Genomic DNA, 20,529 nt, shown 5'->3' on the forward strand with positions numbered 1-20,529 from the left:
GTGGCGAGGCGGAAGCCGCGATCCGGCTCGAACTTCTTCACGCCCTGCATCAGGCCGATATTCCCTTCGGAAATCAGCTCGCTGACCGGCAGGCCATAGCCGCGATAGCCCATCGCGATCTTGGCCACGAGCCGGAGGTGGCTGGTGACGAGCTGGGCGGCGGCCTGCGGGTCCTGATGTTCCTGATAGCGCTTCGCGAGCATGTATTCCTGCTCGGCGGTCAGCACCGGGAACTTGCGGATTTCCGCCAGATAGCGGTTGAGGCTGGCTTCCCCGTTCAACGAGGGGACGGACAGCGCGTTCTTCTGTTCACTCACCTGAACACTTCCTTTCTTCGCGTCGGAACCCCAGTGCCTGAACCCCTAATGGGCGTTCGACGGTGGGACCACACATGGAATCTTCGCGGGTTGATATCTATTATACCAGTGGATGCTAATGCTACAGATTGGACATAGCCACGGCATTCTGCCCCTCAACGCACAATTCGACGATCAGTTCCCGCATATCGACGGGCGTCGGGCTGGCGAAGTGGAGCGGCTGGCCGCCGACCGGGTGAAGGAATCCAAGCTCGGCCGCGTGCAGCGCCTGACGGCGGAAACCGAGCCGGGAAAGAAGCGGCCGAAGCCGGGAGGGCGTGCGTCCATATACAGGATCGCCCAATAGCGGATGGCCGATTGACGCAAGGTGAACACGCACCTGGTGCGTCCGCCCCGTCTCGAGCCGGCATTCGACCAGCGCCGCCTCGTCCAGAGGCGCCAGCGAGCGGTAATGCGTCACCGCGTGCTTGCCCCGGCCTTCCTCGACCAGCGCCATCTTCTTGCGATCGTGGCTGGACCGGCCGATCGCGCCGCGGATCGTTCCCGCCGGTGGCAGTGGCCGCCCGGCGGTGACGCAGCGATAGGCGCGCGTGATCGAATGGTCGGCAAACTGCCGGGCCAGCCCTTCGTGCGCGACATCCGTCTTGGCCACGACCAACAGGCCGGAGGTATCCTTGTCGATGCGATGGACGATCCCCGGCCGCGCGACGCCGCCGATGCCCGAAAGCTGTCCCCGGCAATGGTGCAGCAGGGCGTTGACCAGCGTGCCATCGGGGTTGCCCGCCGCGGGATGGACGACGAGCCCCGCAGGCTTGTCGATCACGATCAGGTCGGCATCTTCGTAAACGACCGCCAGCGGAATATCCTGGGCCACCGCCTCGGCCGGCGCCGCTTCGGGCACGCGAATGGAGAACGGCACACCCGGACCGGGCTTGGACGAGGCCTGCGCCGCCACGCGGCCGGCCACTTCGACCCTGCCCTCCTCGATCAGCGCCTTGATCCGCTCGCGCGAGAGGCCCGATGCATCCGCCAGCGCCCGGTCAAGCCGCAGCCCACCGGTTTGGAACACGCCCGCGATGATCTCTTCGGTTCCCCCCATGCCGGCGGATATGGGGATTGTTCAGGCAAGAGCAAGAACCTGGAACCCAAGTGCCCGAAGAGAGTTTGGGATCGCCAGGAAGGGAAAACAGCCGCAGCGCGCAACGCTCAGCGCGACGGCCAGAACGGAGAAAGCGGGAGCGGTCGTCCGAAAGGGGGACGCACCACCCCGGCTACCGCATCGCAACACAAACATGGCACGATCGGTCGCGCCCCGCTTCGAAAGGGTCCGTTTTGCGAAGTATCCAGCCCTTTCGCTGCGGGAATGCTGCAAGGCCCGATTATCTTGCAAAGCAACAATCGAGACGACGATTTTACAATTTGAGCCGAATATCCGGTTGCAACGATACAATTTTGGGACAAGTGTAAAATCTCGACGGTATGCCGCACTGCATAACTGCGCTATCAAAAGCAGGCGATACGAAGCCAGATTGCTATCACATTCTAAGGTGTCCGGGGTTGGCGATGGAGGAAGTGCAAGCTTGGCATGTGATGGCGTCTGCCGCGGCGGAAAGCCGCCGGTCGACGTCCAAATCCCTCCTGCGCCTGCGCATGTATCTTCTCATGCTGCTCGGCGACGTCATCGCCATTTCGGCGGGATTCCTGATCGCCGGCCAGATCCATGTGCTGCATCATGGCAACGGGCAGTGGATGGACCAGCTGATCATGCTGCTCCCCCTATACGTGGCCACGGCCTTGCTGATCCGCGCCTATTCTCCCGCGATCGTTCATGAACGCTGGACAGCGATGGGGCGCGGCATCAACGCGCTGGCGTTGGCCACGTCGACGATCATGCTGGTCGCCTTCTTCCTCAAGGCCAGTGACGGCTGGTCGCGCGCCACCTTCTTTGCCGGCGTGATGATGTCGGGCTTTTTCCTGATGGTGGTGCGCTACGCCTTCGTCAGGCATTCCAGCGCCCTGGTCGGCGGTGAACCTTACGAGATCGTGGTGGTCTGCGATGGCGTTCCGGCGCCATCGATGCCCTCCGCCAATTGCACGATCGTGATGGAATCGAGCGACGTGTTCGACCCTTCCCGCCTGAGCCCCGCGATTTACGACCGCTTCGCCGAAGTCATCCAGTATGCGGACCGGGTGATCGTGCAATGCCCGCCGGAAAGGCGCCAGGTCTGGGCGCTGACGCTCAAGGGGGCCAACGTGCAGGGCGAGGTCATCGCGCCCGAAATGTCGGAACTCTCGCCGATCGGGATCGCCCGCCACAACGGCGTCCCCACGCTGATCGTCTCGCGCGGGCCGCTTGGCCTCAAGGACCGCATCATCAAGCGGCTGTTCGACATCACCGTGGCCGGCACCGTCCTGTTCCTGCTCGCCCCGCTGCTCGTGCTGGTGGCTCTGGCGATCTACCTGCAAGACCGTGGGCCGGTGTTCTTCGTGCAGACGCGGGTGGGCCGGTCCAACCGGCTGTTCCATATCCTGAAGTTCAGAAGCATGCACGTGGCCAGTTCCGACGCGAAGGGCACGCTTTCGGCGAGCCGCAACGACAACCGCGTCACGCCCTTCGGCCGCTTCATCCGCGCCACGAGCATCGACGAGATGCCGCAGCTGATCAACGTGCTGAAAGGCGACATGAGCATCGTGGGGCCGCGCCCCCATGCGCTGGGATCGAGAGCGGAGAACCTGCTGTTCTGGCACATCGACGAACGCTACTGGCATCGCCACGCGATCAAGCCTGGCCTCACCGGGCTAGCGCAGGTTCGCGGCTATCGCGGGGCGACGGAGCGCAAGGCGGACCTTGTGAACAGGCTTCAGTCCGATCTGGAATACCTGCACAACTGGACGCTGTGGCGCGACATCGTGATCCTGATCCGGACCGTCAGCGTCGTCCTGCACCAGAATGCCTATTGACGGCAAGCATTTGGATCGCTGCCTACCTAGGCAGCTCGCCGGCGCCGATCAGCCCGCAAGGAACACGTAAAGCGTGATCCAGAACGCCACGCCCAGTCCAAGCCCGAACAGCATGGCCAGGATCGCACGACCGCGAACCCAGTCTTCTACCGGGTAGGTATCATGACAATCAGGGGCCATCCTTCAGCGACCTTTCCCAAACACGTCATTATTATTACAGTTAATTATGCTGTGTAAAATCGCGGCTCGCAAGGGGTGAAGGCGCCATTTTGCTCGCCGAAACGCGAATATCATGCTTTTTTATGGTGAAAAACCGGCTCTTTGCCACCGAATGCGGGCATGGCCGGATCGGCGCAACCTGCTCTAACCGTCGCTGCCTGCCCTCAACCGGCCGCAGTCAGCCTTTTGGCAACCGCTTCGCGCACCGCGTTCTCGACGATACCGCCCCAGCTATGCCAGTTGAGGTTGACCTCGTAGTTCTTCCGCGCGGCGCGGCACATCGCCACATAGGCTTCCGGCTGCGACCATAGCGCAAGGATACGGTCCGCATAGTCGGCCGGCGTGGCTTCCAGCGGGAACAGCAGGCCCGTCCTGTCGTCGCCGACGATCGTTCCCACGCCCCCCGTCTGCGCCGCGATCGCCGGGCGACCGAAAGCCGCCGCTTCGCAGTAGACAATGCCATAGGCTTCCTGCCGGCTGGGCATGATGAAGAAATGCGCATCGCGGTAGAGCGAGAGGAAGGTCTCGTACTGGCCGGGATCCGTCTTGTTCAGCCGGCCGTGCAGGATCACGCCATCCAGCCCATCCGCCGCCTTGGGTCGCGCCCCCACGATATGCAGTTCCGCGTTGCCCGTGCGGCGGCGCAGTTCGCGCCAGATGTCCAGAATAAGCGGCCCGCCCTTGCGGTCCCAGTTATAGCCCACGAACAACAGAGAAAGCGGACGATCCAGCGCGGGAGGCTCGAACCCGGGATCGCTGTCCAGATTGGCCCCCATCGGCGCCACCGCCATCAGTTCCGCCGGCAGGTCATAATACTGCTTCGCCGCCTCGACCGCCCAGGTCGACCCCAGCAGGATGCGATCGGTACGCTCCAGCAGCGAGCGCTGGAGCGCATCGCCCTTGGCCTTCCAGCGCGTACCGTTGCGCGCATACTTGTCGTAATAGTGGACGACCGTGCCGTACATCGCATCGGCCACGTAGATCAGCGGCCACTTGCGATCGAGGTAGGCAATCTTGTGCGCCGCGGCGACGGCAATCACAGCGTCCGGCTGCAACCGCTCCAGTTGTTCATTGATCGCTTGGCTGTAATACTGCGCAATCAGGTTGTTCCGCCGCACGTTCATGCCGAAGCGTTCGATCGTCGCGATGCGATCGACCAGCTTGTCGGAACCAGGCGTATCGATGACATGCGTGTCGGGGAAACGCCGCTGCACCTCGCGCAGGCTGTACCAAGGGATGCCGCTCCACGAAGCACGCGAGAATGGGGTCGAGAGCGAGACATAGGCAATACGCACGCCGCTACTCCACTCCCACTCGAGCCGTCCTGCGCAGATGCACGGCGATCTGGCAAGGCCCGGCGATCAGGCGCGTCCCATTACGAGCACGGCGTTAAGCCCGCCAAACGCAAAACTGTTCGACATCGCCGCCGAAAAGCTCGTCTTCCGCGCACCTTCCGGGACCATGTCCACGCCAAGCGATTCATCGGGCTCATCGCAATTGGCGGTCGGTGGCACAAGCTGTTCGTGAAGCGCTTTGGCGCAAACCAGGGCTTCCAGCGCGCCGGTCGCGCCAAGGCTGTGGCCAAGCACCGCCTTCGACGAAGAGACAGGCGGTGGCTTGCCGTCGAACACATCGCGGATCGCGCCGCTTTCCACCTTGTCGTTCATCATCGTGCCGGTGCCGTGGGCGTTGATGTAGCCGATATCGACAGGCTGCAGACCCGCATCGCGGATGGCCATGGCCATCGCCGCGCCCGCGCTCGCCGGATCGGGAGAGGTCAGGTCACCAGCATCGGCGTTGCCGCCGAAGCCCAGCACTTCGGCGTGGATGGTGGCTCCGCGCGCGACCGCGTGATCCCATTCCTCCAGCACCAGCATCGCCGCGCCTTCCCCCAGAACAAGGCCACTGCGGTTCCTTGAAAACGGGCGGCAGGTGTCGTTGGAAAGTACCCGCAACGCCTCCCAGCCGATAATCGTGCCCACCGCGATGCAGGCTTCCGAACCGCCGGCGAAGGCAACCTTGTTCATGCCCGAGCGGACGAGGTTGAACGCCTGCCCGATCGCGTGCGTGCCCGAGGCGCAGGCGCTCGCCACGGCATAGGTCAGGCCGTGGAGTCCCAGATGCATCGACACCTGGCTTGCCGCGGCGTTGCACATCAGTCGTGGCACGACGAACGGATGCACGCGCCGCACGTTCTCGTGATACACGCGATAGAATGCGTCATCGAGCGTGCAGAGGCCGCCGACGCCGATCCCGACGATGGTGGGGGCATGGCGCACTGCGTCTTCCGCCGTATCCAGCCCCGAATCAGCCAGCGCCTCGCGCGCGGCGACCACCGAGAACTGGGAGAAGCGGTCGAGCGGCACGATTTCCTTCGAGGAAAAGTAATTGGCCGGATCGAAATCCAGCGCCTGCGCCGCGATCGGACAGTTGACGTATTCCCGACGCTCCAGTTGCAAGGGGCGGATCGCGCTTTCGCCCGCGCGAACGGCCGCCCAGGTGGATGCGGCATCAGGCCCCGCGGCCGATACCGCGCCCAGGCCGGTGATGGCTACGCGCTTCAATTGCCACCTTTTTTGGCGACTTCTGCATCCACCGAGCGCACGATATCCCCGATTGTTTCGAACTGCGCAGCGGATTCATCGTTCGCGTTGAATTCGATGCTGATGTCGAACTCCTCCTCTACCGCGAACACGGTTTCGATGACGTCAAGCGACTCATAACCGGCTTCGAGCAGATTGGTGCTCTCGTCGAACTCCCCCGGGTCACGGCCCAGTTGCTTTCCAACGATCTGCTTGATCTTTTCCAACGTGGACATCTGAACACCCCCCGTGCGCTCGCAGCCGCACACTGGATTGAGCAACTGCAAAAAACTGTTACGCTATGATGCTGCAAACGGTCCAGCACTGTTTTACATCATATAAAACAGTCTACAGCACGACAAGTTTCACTATCGTTTACGGTTCGGTCACCATAGGAAATAGCATGTGGGATGGCAGGCATATTGTAAGAATTGGAACTGCAATGATCGTGACGCGAGGACGGTAGATACCCATGTCCAGCCTCAACAACCTCCTGGGCCTGCAGCGCAGGATCATTCAGTTGCGCATTCTGTATCTCAACCGCGTCTGGAAGATGCGGATCGATCCCACGGCCCGCATTTCGATGACGGCCAAGCTCGACAAGACGCATCCGCGCGGCGTCCGCATCGGCGAACGCTCGTACATCGCCTTCGGCGCGACGATCCTGTGCCACGACATGACGCGGGGCCTCTATCTGGATACCGCGATCGGCCGTTATTGCTTCATCGGCGCGCGCAGCCTGATCATGCCTGGCGTGACCATCGGAGACGGCTCCATTGTCGCCGCCGGCGCGGTGGTGACGCGTGACGTGCCGCCGCGATCGATCGTCGCCGGCAATCCGGCAACGGTGATCCGCAGCGACATCGAGGTTGGCCCCTATGGCCGTTTCCTGTCCGCCGGCATGTCCCGCGCCGATCGTGCCGCCTACGAAGCCGCGCAGCACGGGCAAACATGAAAACGGGGCCGGAGCGCGCATCCGCGCGCCGGCCCCGTCATTTTCCGGAAACCCGGACTAGAGCACGAAATCGCCCGCCGCGAGCGAAGTCACGCCCAGCAATTTGATCGTGAAATCCGCGATGCCGTCCCCGTTGACGTCGCCGGACACGAAGGCGTGGCCGTCCTGCACCTCGTAGTGAAGTTCACCGGCCTTGCCCGAGAACGCCTTGGTGCCGATGAAGGTGAACGGATCATCGGCGGCCGTGGCGATCTTGGCATCGATGTTCGACAGGTTGATGCGTTCGCCATCCGCCTTCGAGAAGTCGGTGATGATCTCCGGGTTCGCCTTGGAGGTGCCATCCAGATCGCCCGCGCGGAAAATGAACACGTCCTTGCCCGCGCCGCCCGTCAAAATGTCGACGCCGGCACCACCCTCGATCGTGTCGTTGCCCGCGCCTCCGTTGATGACGTCGTTTCCAGCACCACCATAGAGCTTGTCGTTCCCGTCATCGCCGAACAGCGTGTCGTTGCCATCGTCTCCCCGGATCGTGTCGTCCCCGTCACCGCCATAGATCACATCATCGCCATCCTGCCCCTGGATTACGTCGTTGCCGCCCATGCCATAGAGATGATCGATACCGTTGCTGCCGATAATGCGGTTATCCAGTTCGTTGCCGGTGCCGGTCAGCCCCTCGCCAGTCATGCGCAGCGTCTCGACGTTGGCGGTCAGGGTATAGTCGATCGAGGCATAGACCGCGTCGTTGCCGCCATCGACGCCTTCGACCACGACATCGCCGGCACCCTTCACATAGTAGGTGTCATCGCCGATGCCCCCGACGAGCGTGTTGTGGCCAAGTCCACCGGTGAGCGTGTCATTGCCCGCGCCACCCTGCACTTCGCAATCGCCGATGTTGGTGACCGTCAGCCGGTCGTTGCCGTCGGTGCCCGCAATGATCGTGACCGGTGGAAGAGCAGCCAGCTTGGCGGCGTATTGCGCCGAGGTCGCGCTGACGAGATCGTCAGCCGTCAGCCATCCGCCGGGGATCAGCGATGCGATGTGATCGCCGTATTTTTCGGCAAAGGCAACGCCGCCGTCGTAAATGGGAGCGAGTTGCGCATTGTCGTGGCTTAGAACATGCGTGTTGCTGGCATCGTCCATGTTGTAGGTCGTTGCGCTATTATCGCTGACCGTCACGTCGCTGCTGTTCTGAACACGAAGCCACGACGTGCTGTCTCCCAAGCCGGCAACCAGATTGCCGTTGACCGTGCCTCCCGCAATATGATCGAGGGCAATCCCGTTGCCCAGTCCGCCCACCACAACGTTCCCGGTGACGGTCACATTCTGGTATGGAAGCGAGCCGACCTGGTCGCGCACGAAGATGCCTTGAATGGCTTCGCCGGTGCCCGCATAGACGACGTTGTCACTGATGACGATGTCATGCGCGGACGCGGTCGTATTGCCGGTCCAAAGCTGGATCGCATCCGGGTGATCTCCAGCGATCGGATGAAAATCGGTGAAATAGTTGTTGTTGATGGTCATGTCCGAATTTCCACCACCCCGCACGCCGTCGGTGCGGATGTCATGGAAATAGTTGTCGCCAACCGTAACCCCCGTGTTATCGAGCAGATTTATGCCGTGCCACAGGTGCGTGAATTCAGAATTCGTTACCGAGACGTTGGTACTGTTCCGGATGATGAACGGAGTGATATCGTAGCCAGCACTTCCCTCCGGCCCCGAAACCTTGACGTGATCGAAACTTATGTTGTTCGACGCGTTTACAGAAAGGGAATAATTGCCGCCATCCGTCTTGGGCGTCATTTCCACGTCACTGAACGAAATACCGCTACTGCTCTTGATTGAAAAGCTGACAATCTTTGCGGGATTTTCAGAATCCGCTGAACTTATGGAAATACCGGATCCGAAATTCATACCGCTGATCTTTATACCGGAATATTCTCCTGATTTAAGCTTGACCTCATCTCCTGCCACAGCAATCTTGAGAGCACTGCTTAACTGATCAACCGAATCTACAGTAAAAACCGTCATTTTCGACCCCCATGAATCCAATGCTCAGGCCCGCCCCTCCTATTGAATTCTGATTTTCGAGGTCATTTTACGGCAGATTTATGTGAATCGGCTTTTGATCAATGGTTATTGGCCGATTCAGCATGCGGGACGGCGGCCGCGGGCAGCTGGCCACGATTTCAGGGGAATACTATCCTTGCCAATACTGCCAGCTATGCCGCTCCGGACACGGGCACCGACGGTTTCGTGGCTCCGCGCGCGAGGAAACGCCGGGCGAGCGCCCGCCGGACGGGGGCGTCGAAGCGGTAGGTCAGCACATAGGCCACGCCCAGCGCGATGGGTTGCGTCAGCCACCACGTCGCTCCCGTAGGTACATAAGTGGCCGCATTGCCGCTGATCAGCAGGAAACGCAGCCCCTCGACCACCATGATGATCGGCACGTGCAGCACATAGACGCCATAGGAAAGATCGCCGAACAGCACGCACACCCGTTCGAGCGCCCCCCTGGCGGTACTGCACGCACCAAGCCAGATGAGCATGGGATTCAATACCAGCAGCACCACCGCATAGTAGATGCGATGCTTCGGCGGGTCCCAGGCACAGATGGCGATCAATGCCAGTATGATCATCCAAGGCGCCACGGAGATGCGCGGGAGCCACTGCCCCTGCCAGGCCCGGTAGAGCAATACCCCGCAGAAGAAGGCGAAGAACACGCGCGGAAACGAGCCCCAGAAGCTCGTCCAGCCGGTCGATCCGCCGTGATAGAGATAGACGGCCCACACCAGCAGGGCAGCCCACGCCACCGTCATGCCAACCGCCCAGCGCAGGCGCGTGCCCACGAACAGGAACACCGCGTTCGCCATGAGTTCGAAGCTCAGCGACCAGCCCGGCGGATTGAGCGGGATCGAAAAGACATCATAGGGCAGCAGTATGAAGAATGGCGCCGTCACCGTCGCCAGCAACAACACCTTGAAGTTCCAGAACGACCAGTGGAACAGGGCCATGCCCGCGCAGGCCGGCAGGGCAATGGCGCACCCCAGCAGGTACAGCGGCCACAGACGGATCAGCCGCGCGATCACGAACTGCTTCCGGTCATGCCCGTCCCGCAACCGGTCGCCATAGCCATGCGCCAGCACGAAGCCGCTGAGCATGAAGAAAAAGTCGACTGCCAGCGATGCGGACGGGAAGATGAAGGCGGTGTGCAGGATCAGCACCATCATCGCCGCTGCCCCCCGCAGGGCATCCAGCACGACAAACCGCTGCTTCTTCGCCGCGGACACGTCATCGATCGCCATTGCCGCTTCCATGCCCACCCCCGAAAAAGATGGCCAGCCCGGCCCTCCTGGATAAATGCCGATGCCCTCGTTATTGCGGACGGCAAGAACAGGCTATGTCAAATACACGCGCGCGGAGAACAATTTTCGCGCTGTTTCAGAATGCCACAGCCGTTCACCCCGCGATCGACCGCTTCGAGAAGCGGCGGAGCGCGCCTACGGCCAGCACCAGCGCCTGCTCGATCGCGGCACGCTGGCGCAAGGCGATCCAGCCAGCGGAGAGCAGAGCCACGACGATCAGGGCGCTGGCTTGCAACAGTTGGCCATGGTCGACCGCCATCCCGCCCGCTGTCACGGCAACGCCGCACGCGATGAAGGCCAGGATCAGCAGGAGGTCCCCCCGTGCCCCGCGATGGCTGCTGCGGTCGACCATGAAGGTCGCCATCGCGAAAGCCAGGATCTCCCCGACCGTGAACCCGATGAGGATGCCGTCCAGCCCGGTCAGGACGATCTGGCCCGCCAGTGCCAGCGGAAAAGCGATCAGCCTGACGATATTGTTGGTCAGCACCTGATCGCTGCGCCCCGTGGCCAGAGCGAACGCCGTGGGCCATCCGCGCAGGAACCGCGCTATCTGCAGGAAACCGATCATCGCGATGATATAGACGGACTGCGCGAATTCCCGTCCATAGAGCAGCGGCACCATGAATGGCATCAACGCCGCGAAACCGATCAGCATGGATATGCCGAGCAGAAGATAGTGCCCGGCCAGCAGGTCCACCCGGTTGTTGAGCAGGGCGGTATCCTCGCGCGCCTGCGCGATGTTGGGCATGTGCATCGAATTGATCAGCCGCGTCAGTATCCCCGTCGGATAGTAGATCAGCAGCAGGATCGCGGCATAGTGGCCCAGTTCCCTTGCACCGAGCTGCTTGCCGATGAACAGCCGGTCGCCCTGCATGCACACGAACAGCAACACGCCGTTGATGACGAGCGGCCAACTGAACTTGCTGAGCGATTGCCAGGATTCCCGCACGAAACTGACGGAATAGCGCCTTTCGGCCACGACATGCGATACGATCACGATCACCAGCGAGCGGGCGGCAAGACCGTAGGCAACCGCCGTGGAATCGCGCAGGATGAAGGCGGCGGCTGCCGAACCCGCGAGCGACAACGCTTCCGAGAACATCAGCATCCACCCTTCGGGCGCGAACCGGTTGTAGCGCTGCAGGCGGCGAACGTCGTAATGCATGAAGCCCAGCAGGAACGGCGCGATGCTGAGCATGCGCACGCCGTGGACCAGTTCCTGCCGGCCATAGAAATCGGCGACGGGCTGCGCGATCACCAGCAGCGTCGCGCTCATGAAAGAGCAACGCAGGATATTGACCAGTTGGATCATCGACTGGACCTGCGGTTCGTCGCCATCCTTGCTCTGGATCAGGTAGTAGGTGATCCCGCCCTCGGTCAGCAGGTCCAGGAACTGCGACGTCAGGATCAGGATCGCGGCAAGGCCAAGTTGGTCCGGCCCGAGAATGCGGGCCAGCACGACATAGCGCAGCAGCGCGCAGACCTGCGCCGTCATGGTTCCCGCAAAAAAGACCTTCATGCCAGTGCGCCGATGGGCCTGGGCAGATACGTCGCTCATGTCAGTCCCATCGGATGGAGAAGCATTCTAAAGGTCGATGCGGGGGGATGCCGGTCCTGTCGGGCTATTGCGGAATGCGGAAGCGGTAACAGGGATCCCCGCCGCGCCCGCCTATCCGATCCGGAAACGGAGCGCACGGCGAAGGCGCTGAACCACCCGTTCATTGAAGCTGGGCTGTTTGTCGCTGGTGCCCGCGCGCGCCTTGAACAACGTGGTATGCGGCAACACCGCGGCCGACGAGGCTGCCGTGTAGTAGTAGAGCGCGATCGAGCGGCGGAAGCGGGTATCGGGGCAGGTCAGCGGATCGGGATGACCGTGATAGCTGGTCGAATCCGTATTGAACACGACCGCCCGCCCCATCACCGGCAGAACCGATTTCTGGCAGGCCTTCATGTCACGGTCCCAAAGTTCCAGCGCCCCGCCGAATTCCTCCTCCCAATCCTCGTTCAGGAACAGGATCAGGTTGAGCCGCCGGAGCATCTTGGTGTGCGGATGAACGTTGAAATCGGCATGGACGCTCAGATGCCCGCCCCGCGCGGTTTCATGAAGGCCGCCCCCCAGAAAGTACGGGTCCGACACCAGCCCCTTGATACCCGTCATTTTCGAGAGAAAGTTCAGAAAATACAGTGAATTCAATGCATTCAACAGATCCTGGATATAGGCGCTGCGGATCTGCGAAAGGGTGTAGCCCGTCTTGAGCTTGGAGAAGTCGTCCGAAAAGCGGCCATCCTCCCGCCCCGGAAACTCCGCAGCCACCCGGCGGAGGATGTCCGCATCCAGGAAGTTATCGATGACGATATGCGGAAAGGGCGTGTTGGCGGCGTACTGGTCGTGCAGCGACGCGCCCAGTTCCTTGCACTGCTCCTTGTCGAACTCGAAGAAACCGTCGTCCCGGTCGAGCCGGAGGAAGGGCTTTTCGCGTACCATCTGGTCTTCCATGCTCGGCATTCCTTTTCCGACCGGCACTCCACCGGCCGCGTGTATCAAGCGTTGGCGGGAATCGCGAAATGGCGTGAACGATCGCCCATGACGCTAGCGCAACATGGGGCGCCCGTCATGATCTTTGCTCGGCGGGAAGTGGCTCCTGCGCGCGCCGGGTACGCCCGCCAGCAGGAATTTCCGTCTTCCACTGATCGAACAGCGATCGCAGTTCGGCCATGAGGGCGCTGGGATCAAGCGTCGCGCAGACCGGGTCAAGCTGCCGTGCGGCCGCGATCGCCGTCGCGATGTCATCGTCTTCCCCCACCATCGTCACGATACCCCGGTCGGCGAAGGCCTGCGCGATCTCCCACTGGTGATCATCGTAGTGCTCGCCCCGCTTGAAGATGCGGGGAATCACGATAACGCGGCAGCCTTCGCGAAGCGCGGTGATGATGGAGCCCGTGCCGCCGTGACAGATGACGATGTCGGCGCGCTGCAGGATCTGCTTCACGTCCTCGAAATCCAGCGTCTCGCGCACGTCGGTGATGCCATCGCCGATCGGCTCGGTTCCTCCGATGCCGGTCTGCAGGATGACGTTCTCCGGCAAAAGACCGTCGCGCTTGGCCTGATCAACCAGCCTGACCAGCCGATCGAAGGGCAGAGTCGCGCCGACGGTGGCGAAGACCAGCGGTTCCTTCGCCGGGCGAACCTTATCCAGAAAGCGGAAGGGGTCGAACACGCGCGCGCCAGGCCATCTGTCCGCCGACTGCTGCGATTGCGCGATGCGGACATGCGCCAGCCGCGTGGCGATGCGCGCGAAGGCCGATGGCCCGCTGAATCGGGCGAACGAATCGATCAGGACGATCCTGGCCCCCAGCAGGCGCGCGAACAGCACCGTGAAGTAGCACGATCCCGCCCCGGTCGTGATCACGGCATCCGGGCGTTCACGCCAGACGATGCCGAGCGAAGTCCACAAGCTGCGGACCCCGGCCAGGGCCATGCGAAAGGGCTTGCCCAGCCGCGCCTGCCCCAGCGCGACGTGCGGCACGAAATGCGTCCTGTGCTTTGCAGCAATGTCGCGCGTCAGCGCGGTATCTTCGGTCACGAAGAAATAGTCGGTATCGCCCCAGAGCCCCTCCAGGTCGAGTAACTGGCGAACATGGCCGCCGCCCGATCCTACCAAACCGATCCGCACACACCTGGCCTTTTGCTAACATGGATCATGAAATGGCCCGGCCTTTCCACGAGCGGGGAACATCCCCCTTACGAACACGCACCCAAAGTCGCCGCACAAATCATGCAATCACCGCACTGCAACGGCAGGCCCTTTCGTAACCGTCAGGCCCTGATCGCCGGGGCACCTCGGAACGTGGCCGTTGGGCTTGAATTGCCGCATTGCAGCACTTCACAACCCGTTATATCCATGGGCGAATCTCAAACACCAATTCAAGGACATTTTCACGCTTTTTACCCAAGACGTCCTCAAAATGGGACAAGCCGCCGCCAACCGGCCCTTGTCTCGATTGTATCTTGGCCGCGCTTCGATATAGCGGTCGCAGCATCAATCCAAGCGCAAATGCAGCAATTGCGCCCGCTTCGCGGGATGATCGTGGCCAGAACTAAGGATGTGCCGAGTGTGAAGGACATGATGCAGACCGATCCGCAGGATGGGCCGACCGGATCACGCGACGGAGCCAGGTACCCGATCCGCGTGGGCTTGCTGTGGCATTCGGTCAGTTCGGGCAATCTTGGCGTCGGCGCGTTGACGCTCGGCAATATCGCGCTGGTCCGACAGGTCGCGGCAAAGCTGGGCCTTGCCCCGCAGTTCACGGTCATGAGCATGCGCGATGGCGATGCGCCCGCCCTGCTGGAAGGTGAGGTCGATATCTTCGTCATCGACAGCAGGGCCTTGCTGTCCCCCGGTGGCTTCTGGCGGGCCGTTGCCGCGGTCGATTGCGTTCTCGACATCGGCGCGGGCGACAGCTTTGCCGACATCTACGGCCCGAAGCGTTTCGGCTTCCTGTGGCTGACCAAGATGATGGCGATCGCCCGCAAGGTGCCGCTGGTGCTCTCGCCACAGACCATCGGCCCGTTCACCGGTGCGCTCTACAAGATGCTTGCTGCAAATGCGATGCGGCGCAGCACGGCGGTCCTGGCCCGCGATCAGCAATCGCTGGACGTGACCCGGCAGATGGCGCCCTCCGCCCCCAGCCGGTTGTCGGTCGATGTCGCCTTCGTCCTGCCTTTCGACGATCGCTCGAACGAACGCGGCGGCGCGAAGATCCGGGTCGGCGTCAACGCATCCGGCCTGCTGTTCCACCAGGCGGAAACCGGCGCCAACCGCTTCGGCCTCGATTATGACTACGCCCGCTTCACGCGCGGCTTGCTCACCCAGCTTTGCATGCGTGACGATGTCGAAGTGCATCTGGTGCCGCATGCCACCAGCAAGGCGGACCCGACCGATGACGACGGCCGTCTGGCCGACCGCCTGATAAAGGAGTTCCCCGAAGCGATCCGGGTGCCGGAGTTCCGGGGGCCGTCCGAAGCCAAGAGCTATATTTCCAGCCTCGATTTCCTCGTCGCCGGCCGGATGCATGCCTGTATCGGCGCGTTTTCCGCCGGCACGCCCGTCGTTCCGGTCGCCTATAGCCGCAAATTCAGCGGCCTGTTCGGGCTGCTCGGATACGATCACGTGCTCCCCGTGAAGGGTATCGGGGAAGAAGCGGCTGTCGAATTCGTGCTTAACGGTATCGACAAGCGCAATGAACTTGGGGCAGCAGCAGCCAACGGCATGAAGAAAGTCGATGCGCTTCTCGACGTCTATCGGGCGGCGTTGGAAGATGTATTCATCCAGGCGGCACGCAAACGGGGCTTCGAACCAAGGGCATGACTGTTTCTTCCGCCTCCCCCACTTTGCAGCGCGTGCTGAAGGGAGAACTGTGCAGCGGCTGCGGCCTGTGCGCGGGGGTGGCCCCGAACGCGGTCACGATGGGCACCAGCGCGCCGGGATACAGCCGTCCGGTTCAGTCGGCCTCCCTGTCCGACAGGCAGGAGCAACTGATCGCGCACAGTTGCCCGGGGGCGAAAATCGCACCCTGGCAGGGCGCGCCGCACCAGGACATCTCCTGGGGGCCGTGGCGGCAGGTACTGACCGGCCACGCGCTCGATCCGGCAGTACGCTTCGCGGGTTCATCGGGCGGGGTCATTTCGGCCTTGCTGGTCCACGCGCTGGAAAGCGGTGTGGTCGACAGCGTGCTCCACATCGCCCCAGCGGATGAACACCCGACGCGCAACCGGTTGCAGTGGTCGTTCACCCGTGAGGAAGTGATCCGCAACGCGGGTTCGCGCTATGCCGCTTCATCGCCCCTGAGCCGAATCGAGGAAGCGCTGGCCGGTAACCGGCGCACCGCCTTTGTCGGCAAGCCCTGCGACATTTCGGCGCTGCGCCAGCTTGCCACACTCGATCCGCGCGTGGATGAGCGCTTCCCGCTGAAGCTCTCCTTCTTCTGCGGGGGATTGCCGAGCCACGATGGCGCGGACCGCGTCGTGCGCGCCATGGGCCTCTCTCCGCAAGACCTCGCGAGCTTCCGCTATCGCGGCAACGGCTGGCCGGGCATGGCTCGGGCGGAAACCGCGAACGGCACGGTCCGGGAAATGAGCTATGCCGACAGCTGGGGCGCGCACCTGTCCAAGGAAGTCCAGTTCCGCTGCAAGATCTGCCCCGATGCGGTAGGCGGCGTGGCCGATATCGCCTGCGCCGATGCCTGGTACGGTGACGAGCACGGCTATCCCTCGTTCGACGAACAGGACGGCCGCAGCCTGATCATCAGCCGCACCGAAACGGGCGATGCGATGATGGCAAGCGCGCTGGCCGCGGGTGCGCTCGCCTGCGCGCCGCTCGCCATCGGGGAGATCGATCTGATGCAGCCGGCACAGGCGCGCCGGAAGCGCCTGGTCGTCGCGCGCACGGCTTCGTGCCGGGTGTTCGGGCATCCCGTACCCGAGATGGAGGGGCTGGACGTTGCCAAAGCGGCACGCACGGCAAAATTCGGCGAACAAATTCGGAATTTTTTAGGTATGTTACGGCGGATCGTCCAGAAACGGAAATGATGGTAAAGTCATTTCATCACTCGTGGGCGGCATGGACCGGGAAATACTGGGGGACCTATGGCAAAGATAAATGTCGTTAAGCTGGCTCTGATCATGCCCGCACTCGTGGCGGCTCCGGCTTATGCGCAGTCGGTGCTGCCACAGCAGCAGCAGGCGCCGCACGTGATCCTGTCGGTTTCCGCCAAGGGCCTCTACGACACCAACATCGCCCGGGCGAGCGATGCCGCCATTGCCCAGCGCGGGCTTGAAAAGAGCGATTTCAAGATGACTCCGCTGGTTTCGGCGGACATCTACAAGCCCTTCGGCACCAGCTACGTCTCGCTCGTGGGATCGGCCGGCTACGATTTCCATGCCCGCAACACCATCCTCAACCGCGAGCGCATCGACCTGACCGGCGGTCTCGGATCGCAGGTCGGGCCTTGCGGCGCGAACGTGACCGGCGGTTATGCCCGGCGGCAGAGCGATCTGGCCGATCTCAACGTCCTGACCGTGGGGACAGCGCTGACCACCAAGAACACCGAATCGATTTTCCACGTGGAAGGTCTTGTCGCCTGTGGCGCCCCAGTGGGCTTCAAGCCCTTCGGCACGATCGCGTACTCGAACGCCCGCAACAGTTCAGACCGGCGCAAGGGGTCGGACGCCAATTCGGTCACCTATGGCGGCGGCATACTCTACACCCAGCCTTCGATCGGCGAGATTCGCCTGTTCGGCGCACAGCGTGACATCAATTTCCCGAACCGCGATGGCGTCAACTATTTCGGCGCACCGAAGCTCCGCGCCAGGTTCGGTGGCGTCCGCTTCGAACGTAACATCGGCGCCCGCCTCAGCGGCCACGCGCAGGTCGCCTATACCGACGTCGAACGGCGCGGCACACCCGCGACGAAATCGTTCAACGGCGTGACCTGGGAACTCGGCCTCAACCTGCGCGCCAGCGAACGGCTCAGCATCGACGCCACCGCTTCGCGCAATGTCGATCCGTCGCTGGGCTTCAACGTCGACTACATCGTGCAGGAAGAGTATGAACTGCGCGCCGCCTATGTCCTCAACCGGCTGATGACGCTGACCCTCACTGGCACCCACATGGCGCGTGACTTCAACTACAGCAGCACGGCAACGTCGATCCCGATCAACAACGACAAGACCGACAGCATCGTTGGCGCGCTCCACATCGAACCCATTGGCCGGTTCAGCCTGATTCTTGACGGCGGATATACGAGGCGGAATGCCAACGTTAACTTCTACGATTATAACAGCTTCCGGACCAGCGTGACGATTGCCACGCAGTTCTGAGACTTTCTGGAGAACCCGCATGAATGCTTCTCTGCTGAAACAGGTGCTTGCCGCCACGGCCGCAGCCGCGATGGGCGCTTCGCCCGTGCTCGCGCAGCAGGCGCCGATGGCGCCGGGGGCGCTGATGACAGAGGGCTACATCCTGGGCACCGGTGATATCATCGAGGTTGTCGTCGTGGGTGACACGCAAGGCCCCGCCCGTGTCCAGATCCAGACCGACGGCACGATCCAGTTGCCGCTGGTCGGCACCGTTCACGCCGGCGGCACCTCCGTCCTGCAATTGCGGGACATGATCGGGCAGGCCCTGAAAAAGGGCGGTTACTATACCAATCCGGCGATCAACGTGACGATCGTCAACTATGCAAGCCGCTATGTCGTCGTGCTGGGCGAGGTTTCCCAGCCCGGCATGGTCCCGATCGACCGCGCCTACCGCGTTTCCGATATCCTGGCGCGCGTGGGTGGCGTGAAGACTTCGGGCGCCAAGCTGCTGAAGCTGCGCCGCGCCGATGGCAAGGAACTGTCGCTCGACATCAGCAAGATCGCCATTGGCGGCCCGGACGAGGACCCGCTGGTCGCGCCGGGCGACAAGCTGTTCGTGCCGACAGCGCAGACTTTCTACATTTCCGGCCAGATCTCGCGGCCGGGCAACTATGCGGTCGATGACGGCCTCACCCTGCGCAAGGCGCTTGCCGTGGCGGGCGGCCTCACCCAGCTCGGGTCGAACAAGAAGGTCAAGGTCATTCGCGACGGCAAGGAACTGAAGCACTATGATCTCGATGCCCCGATCCAGATCGGCGACGTGATCGAGGTCGGCGAGCGCTTCTTCTAAGGAAACGGCTTCGTCCGGGAGAATGATATGAGTTTTGTCCAGCTTCTTCGCATCCTTCTGGCGCGACGGATGCTTCTTGTCGGATCGGTGCTGGGCTGCCTGCTCATCGCCGCGCTCGCCATCGCCATTCTCCCGGTCAAGTATGAAGCGCACTCCCGCGTGCTGCTCGACCTGGTGAAACCGGACCCGGTCACGCAGCAGGTGCTGTCGACCAACTTCGCCCGCGCCTATATCGCCACGCAATCGGAACTGATCACCGACTACCGTGTCGCGGGCCAGGTGGTCGATGCGCTGGGATGGACCAAAGACCCCGCCAAGATCGCCGACTACAAGGCCAGCGGGTCTGAGGGGCAGGTCGATCTGCGCCGCTGGCTGGCCGATGGGATCATCGAGAATACCGAAGCGCAGCCGCTGCCCGGCAGCAACATCATGGAAATCACGTACAAGGCGGGTACGCCCGAAGAGGCCCGCCGGATTGCCGACCTCATCCGCACCTCCTACGTCGAACAGAGCATCGCCTTCCGCCAGGAAGGCGCGGCGCGCAACGCCGAATGGTTCCGCCAGCAGGCAAACAAGGTCGCGCAGGAACTCACCAGCGTCGAACAGGAAAAGTCGTCTTTCGAGAAGAAAAGCGGCGTGGTCCTGCAGAACGATTACAGCGATCCGGATTCGGAACGCCTGAAGGCCCTGTCCAATCAGGTGCCGCTGCAAACCGCCAGCATGCCGGCAGCCGCGATTTCCAGCCCTTCGGCCGCCCAGCTCGCGCAGGTAGATGCCCAGATTTCGACGCTTTCCTCCAACCTTGGCCCCAACCACCCGCAGATCGTGGCGCTTCGTCAGCAGCGCGCCGCGCTTGCCTCGGCGGCCGCGCAGGAACGCAGCGCGGCTCTTGCCGCCGCGCGGGCCGGATCGGCTACCGGGCCTTCGCTTACGAGCCAGGTCGCGAGCCAGCAGGCCAAGGTGCTTGCGCAGCGCGACAAGATCGATGAACTGCGCAAGATCCAGGCGCGTGTGGACGTGCTGCGCGATCAGTACAACAAGACGATGGCGCGCGCCGGCGACCTCAGCCTCGAAGCCGCCTCGCGCGAAAGCGGGCTGACCCTGCTGGGCAGCGCCGTCGCGCCGGACAGCCCGGTTTCGCCCAAGGTCGGCCTGATCCTGCTCGGCGCGATCGGTGCGGGCATCGGCCTTGGCCTTGTCGGCGCGATCGGCGCGGAACTCAGCAAGCGCCGCGTTCGCAGCATCGATGACCTTGTCACCGGTGACGTGCCGGTCATCGGCCGCATCGTGCATGAAACGAAGGCGGAAGAGGAACAGCAACCATTCCGCTGGTTTGGCTGGCTGGGTCGAAAGGCCGCCTGACATATGGCACCGCAGGAAGACATTACGCCGCCTCCCACCGGTCACAGAGAAGACAGCAGCGCT

18 protein-coding genes are annotated in these 20,529 nt (G+C 62.6%); 7 read left to right on the forward strand and 11 right to left on the reverse strand.

Features of this window, described 5'->3' with window-relative positions; all coding sequences use genetic code 11:
- On the reverse strand, positions 1-317 hold a 317-nt coding region (locus B3547_RS04455; protein WP_292960593.1), incomplete at its 3' end, for a sigma factor.
- A 121-nt stretch (positions 318-438) separates the two neighbouring features.
- Entirely contained in the window at positions 439-1,416 is a 978-nt protein-coding gene (locus B3547_RS04460) for an RluA family pseudouridine synthase (RefSeq protein ID WP_292960595.1), read from the reverse strand.
- A 491-nt stretch (positions 1,417-1,907) separates the two neighbouring features.
- Here B3547_RS04460 and B3547_RS04465 point away from each other — a divergent pair, with 491 nt between their 5' ends.
- Entirely contained in the window at positions 1,908-3,278 is a 1,371-nt protein-coding gene (locus B3547_RS04465) for an exopolysaccharide biosynthesis polyprenyl glycosylphosphotransferase (protein ID WP_292960705.1), read from the forward strand.
- 48 nt (positions 3,279-3,326) lie between these two features.
- Here B3547_RS04465 and B3547_RS04470 read toward each other — a convergent pair whose 3' ends face one another.
- From B3547_RS04470 to B3547_RS04485, 4 genes are all read right to left on the reverse strand, one after another.
- Positions 3,327-3,458, reverse strand: a complete 132-nt coding sequence (locus tag B3547_RS04470; protein ID WP_292960597.1) for a hypothetical protein — start codon at positions 3,456-3,458, stop codon at positions 3,327-3,329.
- A 203-nt stretch (positions 3,459-3,661) separates the two neighbouring features.
- Entirely contained in the window at positions 3,662-4,792 is a 1,131-nt protein-coding gene (locus B3547_RS04475; RefSeq protein WP_292960598.1) for a glycosyltransferase family 4 protein, read from the reverse strand.
- 66 nt (positions 4,793-4,858) lie between these two features.
- On the reverse strand, positions 4,859-6,061 hold the full coding sequence (locus tag B3547_RS04480) for a beta-ketoacyl-[acyl-carrier-protein] synthase family protein (RefSeq protein WP_292960600.1): 1,203 nt from the start codon (positions 6,059-6,061) through the stop codon (positions 4,859-4,861).
- Positions 6,058-6,366: an acyl carrier protein gene (locus B3547_RS04485; RefSeq protein ID WP_292960601.1), complete on the reverse strand. Its 309-nt coding sequence runs from the start codon at positions 6,364-6,366 to the stop codon at positions 6,058-6,060. The genes B3547_RS04480 and B3547_RS04485 overlap by 4 nt, the downstream gene beginning before the upstream one ends.
- Positions 6,367-6,551: 185 nt before the next feature.
- On the opposite strand from B3547_RS04485, the gene B3547_RS04490 reads away from it, so the two are divergent.
- A complete protein-coding gene (locus B3547_RS04490; RefSeq protein ID WP_292960602.1) occupies positions 6,552-7,034 on the forward strand; it encodes an acyltransferase in 483 nt (160 codons plus the stop codon).
- Between the two features lie 57 nt (positions 7,035-7,091).
- Here B3547_RS04490 and B3547_RS04495 read toward each other — a convergent pair whose 3' ends face one another.
- The 5 genes from B3547_RS04495 to welK form a co-directional block, all read right to left on the reverse strand.
- Positions 7,092-9,062 carry a right-handed parallel beta-helix repeat-containing protein gene (locus B3547_RS04495; RefSeq protein ID WP_292960603.1) on the reverse strand — a complete coding sequence of 657 codons (1,971 nt, stop codon included), beginning with the start codon at positions 9,060-9,062 and terminating at the stop codon, positions 7,092-7,094.
- A gap of 191 nt (positions 9,063-9,253) precedes the next feature.
- Positions 9,254-10,336 (reverse strand): acyltransferase family protein, encoded by a 1,083-nt coding sequence (locus B3547_RS04500; RefSeq protein ID WP_292960605.1) that lies wholly within the window; start codon positions 10,334-10,336, stop codon positions 9,254-9,256.
- Between the two features lie 154 nt (positions 10,337-10,490).
- Entirely contained in the window at positions 10,491-11,915 is a 1,425-nt protein-coding gene (locus B3547_RS04505) for an oligosaccharide flippase family protein (RefSeq protein ID WP_292960607.1), read from the reverse strand.
- A gap of 150 nt (positions 11,916-12,065) precedes the next feature.
- On the reverse strand, positions 12,066-12,893 hold the full coding sequence (locus B3547_RS04510) for a 2OG-Fe(II) oxygenase (protein WP_292960610.1): 828 nt from the start codon (positions 12,891-12,893) through the stop codon (positions 12,066-12,068).
- Positions 12,894-13,008: 115 nt separating this feature from the next.
- Positions 13,009-14,070, reverse strand: a complete 1,062-nt coding sequence (gene welK / locus B3547_RS04515; protein ID WP_292960612.1) for a beta-1,4-glucuronosyltransferase WelK — start codon at positions 14,068-14,070, stop codon at positions 13,009-13,011.
- A 27-nt stretch (positions 14,071-14,097) separates the two neighbouring features.
- On the opposite strand from welK, the gene B3547_RS04520 reads away from it, so the two are divergent.
- The 5 genes from B3547_RS04520 to B3547_RS04540 all read left to right on the forward strand — a co-directional run bounded on the left by B3547_RS04520 (position 14,098) and on the right by B3547_RS04540 (position 20,466).
- Entirely contained in the window at positions 14,098-15,765 is a 1,668-nt protein-coding gene (locus tag B3547_RS04520) for a polysaccharide pyruvyl transferase family protein (RefSeq protein WP_292960614.1), read from the forward strand.
- The gene (locus B3547_RS04525; protein ID WP_292960616.1) at positions 15,762-16,985 is read left to right on the forward strand and encodes a Coenzyme F420 hydrogenase/dehydrogenase, beta subunit C-terminal domain; all 1,224 of its coding nucleotides are present in this window, start codon (positions 15,762-15,764) and stop codon (positions 16,983-16,985) included. The genes B3547_RS04520 and B3547_RS04525 overlap by 4 nt, the downstream gene beginning before the upstream one ends.
- Before the next feature lie 93 nt (positions 16,986-17,078).
- Positions 17,079-18,275, forward strand: coding sequence for an outer membrane beta-barrel protein (locus B3547_RS04530; RefSeq protein ID WP_292960618.1), 1,197 nt, complete (start codon positions 17,079-17,081; stop codon positions 18,273-18,275).
- Between the two features lie 19 nt (positions 18,276-18,294).
- The gene (locus tag B3547_RS04535) at positions 18,295-19,104 is read left to right on the forward strand and encodes an SLBB domain-containing protein (RefSeq protein ID WP_292960621.1); all 810 of its coding nucleotides are present in this window, start codon (positions 18,295-18,297) and stop codon (positions 19,102-19,104) included.
- Between the two features lie 27 nt (positions 19,105-19,131).
- Positions 19,132-20,466 (forward strand): chain length determinant protein, encoded by a 1,335-nt coding sequence (locus B3547_RS04540; protein ID WP_292960623.1) that lies wholly within the window; start codon positions 19,132-19,134, stop codon positions 20,464-20,466.
- Positions 20,467-20,529 lie beyond the last annotated feature (63 nt).

Source organism: Novosphingobium sp. UBA1939 (assembly GCF_002336885.1).
In the GTDB taxonomy this organism is placed as follows: domain Bacteria; phylum Pseudomonadota; class Alphaproteobacteria; order Sphingomonadales; family Sphingomonadaceae; genus Novosphingobium.

What these genes read in the sequence shown, in the direction of transcription:
- B3547_RS04460 (WP_292960595.1), bottom strand. Translation starts at nt 1,416, where the DNA reads ATGGGGGGAACCGAAGAGATCATCGCGGGCGTGTTCCAAACCGGTGGG.
- B3547_RS04495 (WP_292960603.1), bottom strand. Translation starts at nt 9,062, where the DNA reads ATGACGGTTTTTACTGTAGATTCGGTTGATCAGTTAAGCAGTGCTCTC.
- B3547_RS04535 (WP_292960621.1), top strand. Translation starts at nt 18,295, where the DNA reads ATGAATGCTTCTCTGCTGAAACAGGTGCTTGCCGCCACGGCCGCAGCC.
- B3547_RS04530 (WP_292960618.1), top strand. Translation starts at nt 17,079, where the DNA reads ATGCCCGCACTCGTGGCGGCTCCGGCTTATGCGCAGTCGGTGCTGCCA.
- B3547_RS04470 (WP_292960597.1), bottom strand. Translation starts at nt 3,458, where the DNA reads ATGGCCCCTGATTGTCATGATACCTACCCGGTAGAAGACTGGGTTCGC.
- B3547_RS04500 (WP_292960605.1), bottom strand. Translation starts at nt 10,336, where the DNA reads ATGGCGATCGATGACGTGTCCGCGGCGAAGAAGCAGCGGTTTGTCGTG.
- B3547_RS04465 (WP_292960705.1), top strand. Translation starts at nt 1,908, where the DNA reads ATGGCGTCTGCCGCGGCGGAAAGCCGCCGGTCGACGTCCAAATCCCTC.
- B3547_RS04490 (WP_292960602.1), top strand. Translation starts at nt 6,552, where the DNA reads ATGTCCAGCCTCAACAACCTCCTGGGCCTGCAGCGCAGGATCATTCAG.
- B3547_RS04525 (WP_292960616.1), top strand. Translation starts at nt 15,762, where the DNA reads ATGACTGTTTCTTCCGCCTCCCCCACTTTGCAGCGCGTGCTGAAGGGA.
- B3547_RS04540 (WP_292960623.1), top strand. Translation starts at nt 19,132, where the DNA reads ATGAGTTTTGTCCAGCTTCTTCGCATCCTTCTGGCGCGACGGATGCTT.
- B3547_RS04510 (WP_292960610.1), bottom strand. Translation starts at nt 12,893, where the DNA reads ATGGAAGACCAGATGGTACGCGAAAAGCCCTTCCTCCGGCTCGACCGG.
- B3547_RS04520 (WP_292960614.1), top strand. Translation starts at nt 14,098, where the DNA reads ATGAAATGGCCCGGCCTTTCCACGAGCGGGGAACATCCCCCTTACGAA.
- B3547_RS04505 (WP_292960607.1), bottom strand. Translation starts at nt 11,915, where the DNA reads ATGAAGGTCTTTTTTGCGGGAACCATGACGGCGCAGGTCTGCGCGCTG.